Annotated in this window: 2 protein-coding genes; both read right to left on the bottom strand. The window is 41.2% G+C overall.

Translation table 11 applies throughout. The features are described from left to right. Window positions 1–6386, bottom strand: a 6386-nt coding sequence (locus tag JMN12_RS15060; RefSeq protein WP_203140079.1) for a hypothetical protein, incomplete at its 3' end; no start/stop codon positions are given. 145 nt (window positions 6387–6531) lie between these two features. Then, window positions 6532–7236 (bottom strand): gliding motility-associated C-terminal domain-containing protein (locus JMN12_RS15055; protein ID WP_203140077.1); only part of this gene is annotated, 705 nt, incomplete at its 5' end.

The following is a 7236-nucleotide window of genomic DNA, read 5'->3' as shown; positions in this document are numbered from 1 at the left end:
GTATTGGCGATAATAGCAGGAGCTCCCACTACTATAGTTGCTGTGGCTGTACTGCAGTTGCTTGGGTTGAGTTTCTCACAGATACTATAAGTAACCGTATAAGTACCCGATGCGGTACCTGCTGGCACGGTGAGGGTGCCATCGGTATGGGTTTGAACGCCTGACGGAACAGTTAGCCAAGTGAGGGTTACTGAGCTCGTGCTCGGGTTCAAGTGCCCGTTGAGACTATCGTTGGTGAGTACACTATTAGTAGTACCTCCGTTAGCACCGTTGGCAATTGTAAGAGTATCGGTATTGGCTACAATCGCAGGGGCTCCCACTACTATAGTTGCTGTGGCGGTACTGCAATTGCTTGGGTTGAGTTTTTCACAGATACTATAAGTAACCGTATAAGTGCCCGATGCGGTACCTGCTGGCACGGTGAGGGTGCCATCGGTATGGGTTTGAACGCCTGACGGAACAGTTAGCCAAGTGAGGGTTACTGAGCTCGTGCTCGGGTTCAAGTGCCCGTTTAAGTTATCGTTAGTGAGTACACTATTAGTAGTACCTCCATTAGCGCCGTTGGCAATTGTAAGGGTATCGGTATTGGCTACAATCGCAGGGGCTCCCACTACTATAGTTGCTGTGGCTGTACTGCAATTGCTTGGGTTGAGTTTCTCACAAATGCTATAAGTAACTGTATAAGTACCCGATGCGGTACCTGCTGGCACGGTGAGGGTACCATCGGTATGGGTTTGAACACCTGACGGAACAGTTAGCCAAGTGAGGGTTACCGAAGTAGTACTTGGGTTCAAATGTCCGTTTAAGCTATCGTTAGTCAGTACGCTACTAGTCGTACCGCCGTTAGCACCATTGGTGATAGTGAAGGTATCGGCGTTTGCTTTGATTTCAGGAGCACCTACTACTATAGTGGCAGTGGCTGTGCTGCAGTTGCTTGGGTTGAGCACTTCACAGATACTATAAGTTACTGTGTAAGTACCCGATGCAGTACCTGCTGGGACTGTAATTGTTCCATCGGTATGGGTTTGAACACCTGCAGGAACTGTTAGCCAAGTGAGGGTTACTGAAGTAGTACTTGGGTTCAAATGTCCGTTTAAGCTATCGTTAGTCAGTACGCTGCTGGTAGTACCTCCATTAGCACCGTTGGTAATAGTGAAGGTGTCTGTATTGGCTACAATCGCAGGAGCACCTACTACTATAGTTGCAGTTGCACTATCGCAAACGGTAAGAGAGGCTACTTTTGTACAAATCTTATAAGTTATAGTATAAGTACCCGATTTAGTGCCCGCAGGTACCGTAATTGTACCATCGGCGTTGAGGGTAGGTGTAGCACTGCCAGCAGCTCCAGTAGCTGGGGTAACTACGGTCATACTTACGGTAGCTGGAGTAGCAGTTTGTGTTCCTACTTTATCGTTATCAAAGACAGTAAGGGTAGTACTGCCTCCATTAGCACCATTAGCTATCGTAAAACTATCAGTATTAGCTTTTATTTGAGCCAAAGTTATAGTACTTGTTTTGCTAACAGCATTACCAAATAAGTCGGTAGCGGTAAAGGTTACAGTTAGTACTCCGCTGTTATTGCAGAGATCCGCAGGTTTTACTGCGTTGTAATTATTAGTTACACTTACTACATTACAGCTATCGGTAGCGGTAGCTGTGCCGAGCCATTGAGTGATACTTGCTGTAGCATTGCGGCAATCCACTACTAAAGAAGTAGGGACAGTAAGAGTAGGGGTAGTAGTATCATCTACTGTAACAGTAACTACTGCACGAGGGCTTTCGCAACCGCTTGTATTTACCTGTACCACATAACCTACTACAGTCGTTTTAGTAGTTACTTGTGTATTGATGGTAGGGGTAGTGCTGGTAGTAGTAGCTGTAGCTGTAGCATACCAGCGGAGAGTATGTGCTGTTAATGGTGTAACATAGGCATCTAAACTCACTACATTGCTCGCTGCTGTAGGGCAAAGAGTAACAGTAGGACTTACGGTAGGAGCTACTGAAGGTTTGTCTAACAAACTGACAATAAGCGGTGTTTTCTCACTAGGACACTTGCCTACAGCTTGTAAGGTATAGAAATAAGATTTAGTAGGGTCTACTTGAGCTGTATTGGCTTGCAACTGCCATTGAGTGCCATTACGTATAAATATTTTCACTTCTCCGCCTGTAATTGCATTTTTGAGATCGGATACATAAGGGTTGTTGCCTACTACCCTGCATACCTGAAAAGTTTTGGCAGTAGCAGTAGTAACATTGGCGTTTTTGATAAGAATCAAAGGTACCTTAACACTACGGCATTTGCCTGTTTCTTCGGCACTAAAGTATAGGGAGGAGTTCCAATCTACAAAATCAGTAGGTGCTTTTACAGAGGTACCTCTACCTTCGTGTATTTGTACGTTAGTATAGCCATAAGTATCTTGTAGCTGGGTAGCCAATTCACCTGCAGTTATCTGTTCACAAATAGTAATAGAGTGAGTTTGTACTTCAGTAGTAGAAGACATTGTTGCTACCACTGGGTAAAATATAGATTCACACTTACCTATTTCTTGTAGTTTAAAGAACATTTTAGTTTCTAAACTAATTTCAGAATAAAGATTGGTATATTCACTTTTATTTTCATCAAAAATTCTGATAGCGGTGGCTGTAGGGTATTTTAGCATTAAGGCATTTTTTACATCGATAACTTTAGTAATCAAGCCAGCATAATAACCTATATAGGTACATACTTTTGCCTGCTCACTTTGTGCCTGCACCCGAGGGGTCAGATTAAAGGTAAGAGCAGCGGGTGCTGTTACACATTCATATACATTTTTGGCATAGGTATAGCCTGTATTGGTTTCTATGGTAGCTTCATTAGCTTGAGCGATGCCATTTTTATAGATGATTACATTTTCGGCATCAGCGGGGTCTACTAAGTTTTTTAGCTGGGCTATGGTGGTTACATCGCAGCCTGCATTGGTAAGTGTTTTAGCAGTTACTGAGGTTTCTGCTTGTATGGTAATAGTATAGATTCCATCATTACAATAATTAGCTTTACTCAAGCGTAAATAGCGTATCTGACTGCTACCACTGGGGGTACTAAGGAGGGTAGCCCCCGCTAATTCTGAGGTTTCTGCTAAGGCATCGGCATACGAAGTGTACCAGTGGAACTCAGGTTGTACGGTGGTTATAGTGGGAGTTCCTGCTGTAACCAAGTTCTTTATTTCATTCAAAGAGACAGTAGCATTACATACCTTTATAGTGGTTTTAGGGTTGTAATTCATATAGCGTTTTACGGTTAGTTTGGCTTCTTGGTATCGCTCTACTTCTCCACAAGGAGAAAGTAGTTCATAACGGAAGGTGTAGGAACCTATTCCTTGAGGTTTGTTATAACCACCTCTAAGGATGAGTTTCAGTTTGCCATCTCTTGGTACAGTAATTTCGCCTGTGGTTTCGGTGATGCGTGTAGCTACCCCTGTAGGTAAGGCAGGAATATTGAATATGGTATTCAAATCAATCTCCTCATCTTGTGCTATACATTTATAGGTTTCGCCATTGTTAGCAGGTATTGTAGGTATAGAGACTGCTAACTGCTGGAATTGATAAGCAGCAATCGCATTTGAAATGCAGGTTTCTATAGTAGGTTGAGAAGGTATTTTGAGTTGTACGCTATAGCTATTGGTGAAATCGGCAGTTGTTAATGAGGTTATATTAAGGGTAGTGCCCGTTGCTACAAGAGTAGTAGGGGCATCGGAACGATACCATTCTATGGTTACAGAAGGTCCTAAATTGGGGACGGAGAGTTGTGCGGGTTGTCCCACGCAGTGATAGCGTTTAGTTGCAATGATAGTAGGGGTAGTTACATTGGCAATAGTAACCTCTCTATCTTCTGTGCGTGGGCAAGCATCAGTAATTGTAAATTTATAGGCGGTGTTAGGATTGCTACCGTCTAATCCTATAAAGAAGTTATTACCTGATTGTGTTTGGTTTATAGGGATAGGCGTAGTACTACCTCCAGGCACTTTATGCACCAATTTATAGGTAAAAGGACCGGTGCCGCCTTTAGGTATTACAGCAATGTGATATTGACCACCGCCACAGCCAAAGCCTACGAGGTCAGGTTTTTTTAGGTCGCCGCCAAATTCTTTTTCATCAAGTACTAATACACACTCATAAGCACCTGCTAAGTTTTGTATACGGCGTATTACCCTAAACTTACCTTCTTTCCCCAGACTTTCATCTTCAGTTTTTCTACTGATAGGGGTATTAAAGTTTAAACCGGCATACATCCACTCATCCCATCTTTGGGTAGTTTCGTTGAAATGTTGAATGATAAATTCGGACTGAGTGTAGCGCCAATCATCAGTAGCTGCCAAGTTGATTTGACCTACTACTCTGGGGTCACAACCAGGGGCAAAAGTAAGTGTATAGGTTTGCCCCGAAAGCACTTTGGTTTTAGTTACTACACCTCCACATATATTGGTGACGACCACCGTATAGCTACCTGCGGGTAAATCGCGTACATACCAATTAGTTTCATCGGCGCGGTTGTTTTCAGTGAGTGTATAGGGTAAGGAAAGAGTAGTACTTGGTATACTTCCTATTGTTCGGCCATTGAAGGCTAGTATTTGAATTTTTTCGATTGGGCTACCGCTTCCTTTCCTGATGCGCATAGAGGCATAAGGCGCGATCTCTTTAGTGGCATCTTTACAACTAGCTATATTATCTATAGTTATTTCAGTGGGCTGTGCAACACTAGCTATAGTAATGGTAATGGTATCCATTAGGCTACTGCGGGTACTGCTACAAGTAGCATCTACTAAGCGGAACTGAAAAACATCACCTGCGTGTATAAAGTCAGGAGCTACCACCTCGGTATCTTGCCAAGGATCATAGAGTACCTGTTTTAGGTATTTACCACTGAGCAAAGGGTTTGTAGTATTGATTTGGTAGAAGCCAGCTTCGGCATACTTAAAGTTAGTAGGGGCTTGCTCTACCACCAAATAGGTATTGAGTATAGGAGAAGTATCTCTTCTGTATTTATTAGTGAGGATGAGTCGTTCTTTATGGCAGGCAATAAGTGAGTTACCTCCTGCGGTTTGCACTACTCTTGCATTTTCAATAGGGTTATAAAGCGTACTAGTAGCTGTGCCGATAGTAGTAGTTGTACTACATACGGTTATTTGGGCAGTTACTGTCCACACTCCATATTCTTTGGGGATGCGCTGTTCTCTCAGGTTATTGGTTAGTACCAAAGCCTCACCATAAGCATATTTACCTATATAAGTATCGAGGTCTGTTCTATCAGTAATTGTATAGGTAGCAGAATACACGATTCCTGAGGGAGCTGTAATTCCAAATTTTATAGTAAAGGGATAAGGGAAAGCATCCGATTTAGTAGCTTCCGTAATGTTCGTTCCGTACAAATACAATTTGTTAAAATCGGCATAATCGCAGCTAAACTCTCTTACAGAGGTTAATTGAAGATGGGTAAAGGTAAGTGTTGCATTGGTGAGCGTAATTGCCTGAGGCGTTGGGCTTGAGCCACAAAAATCTTCTACTTTTACCTTATAAGTACCGGGGGTTAGATTGGTAAAGATATTAGAAGTTTGGCGTTGTTTGCCAGCGATAGGGTTATCAGAAGCATCTAATAATGAATAATACACAGGGTAATTGGCACTGTGGTTGCCCCATTGGTCTACTTTTATTTCGGCTTTAATGCCTAAATTAGGTGAAGCACAAGTAACAGGTATAGGGGCTATTGTATAATCGAGGTTTTTTATATCTTTTTTGATTTCAATAACAGGAGTTATTATATCTCCTGTTCCTACTTTAGGGCGTGCCATAATATAATATTTACCAGCAGCGCGTGATTGAGCCCCCGTAAGAGGAAGAGGGGTAGAAGTATCAAAATTAGCATCAGTATCTTTTTTAATATAGAAGTTGTAATTGTTGTTATTGGCACCAGGTCCTACAAAGGTAAAGCGAATAGCTCCCCCATTACCACAGCGTTCGTGTTCTACTCTTGTAACGAGTTGAAGCGAGGTAGCAGGTGTTACAGTGTAGTTGAATCCTGTTTGGTATACACAAGTCCCTTTTTGAGCTTTGAGTGAAAATCTACGTTCATTATTTACAGCTCCTGCATTCACATTGATAAATTCATCAGTGCCTGAAGTGTAAGTGAATGAATAAGTAGCTCCAAGGTTATCGGAGATGATGTAGGTAGTACCTATCAAAGGATATCGTATCGTAAAAACAGCATTATCACCTTGTGTTACTTTATTAAAATATGACACTTGGGTTTGCTCTAACGATTTTTGCGTATTTACATCACAGTTTTGTGCATAAGTATTGCCGACTATTACTGATATAATAATAAAAATTACCTTTTGAAGAAACTTGCTCATAGAAAAACATTTTTATTTAGGGCACAAAAGTATAAAAAATAATCATATTACACAAATAAAAAAACCTCTTATTACACAAAATAAAAAATAGTAGTTAGTTTTTTTGATAACCAACTACTATTTTCTATTTTTTAATTTCTAATTTCTATTTCTTGAGGTATAACCAACCTACTTTAGATTCTTTTTGACCATTTTCATCTATATATTCGATGATATAATAGTAAGTACCTTGTGGAAGATTTTCACTACCTTCTACCGTTACTCTACCATTAGAGAAGCCTTTGAATACATTGCGCACATTGTCGTAACCTTCTGTATCAAATACTTTTACGCCCCAACGGTTGAAAATACGTACTGTATTATTAGGATAGTTTTCAATACCACCGATGTGGAAGTGATCATTTTGAGAATTTCCACTGATACTTATAGCATTATAAATGGTTAAACCGTTAGTCACTTTTACGGTTACAGTAGCGCTCACACATACTCCATCGGTATTACAGATTTCATACACAAAAGTATCTATACCTACAAAATTAGTATTTGGAGTATATGTTACTGTATTGTCGTGATTTACTACAGCTGTGCCATTTGTTGGTATAGTTGTAATATGAGGGGTAACCGTACCGTGAGGGGTATCGTTGTGCAACACATCTATTACAATAGGGGTGTTAATAGGGGTTGTTGCCTCATCATTTGCAGCTGCTGGAATTGGCGCTGGCGTTCTGTGAACTACTATAGTTACCGTGGCGGTACTGCAATTGCTTGGGTTGAGTTTCTCACAGATTTGGTATACAATCGTATATGTACCTGCTGGAGTGTTGTTAGGTACGGTAATCTTACCTGTATG

The sequence above is a fragment of the Capnocytophaga genosp. AHN8471 genome (assembly GCF_016806945.1).
Taxonomy (GTDB): Bacteria; Bacteroidota; Bacteroidia; order Flavobacteriales; family Flavobacteriaceae; genus Capnocytophaga; species Capnocytophaga periodontitidis.
Note: the sequence above shows the minus strand (reverse complement) of the source record. Positions and strands in the feature narration are given on the sequence as shown.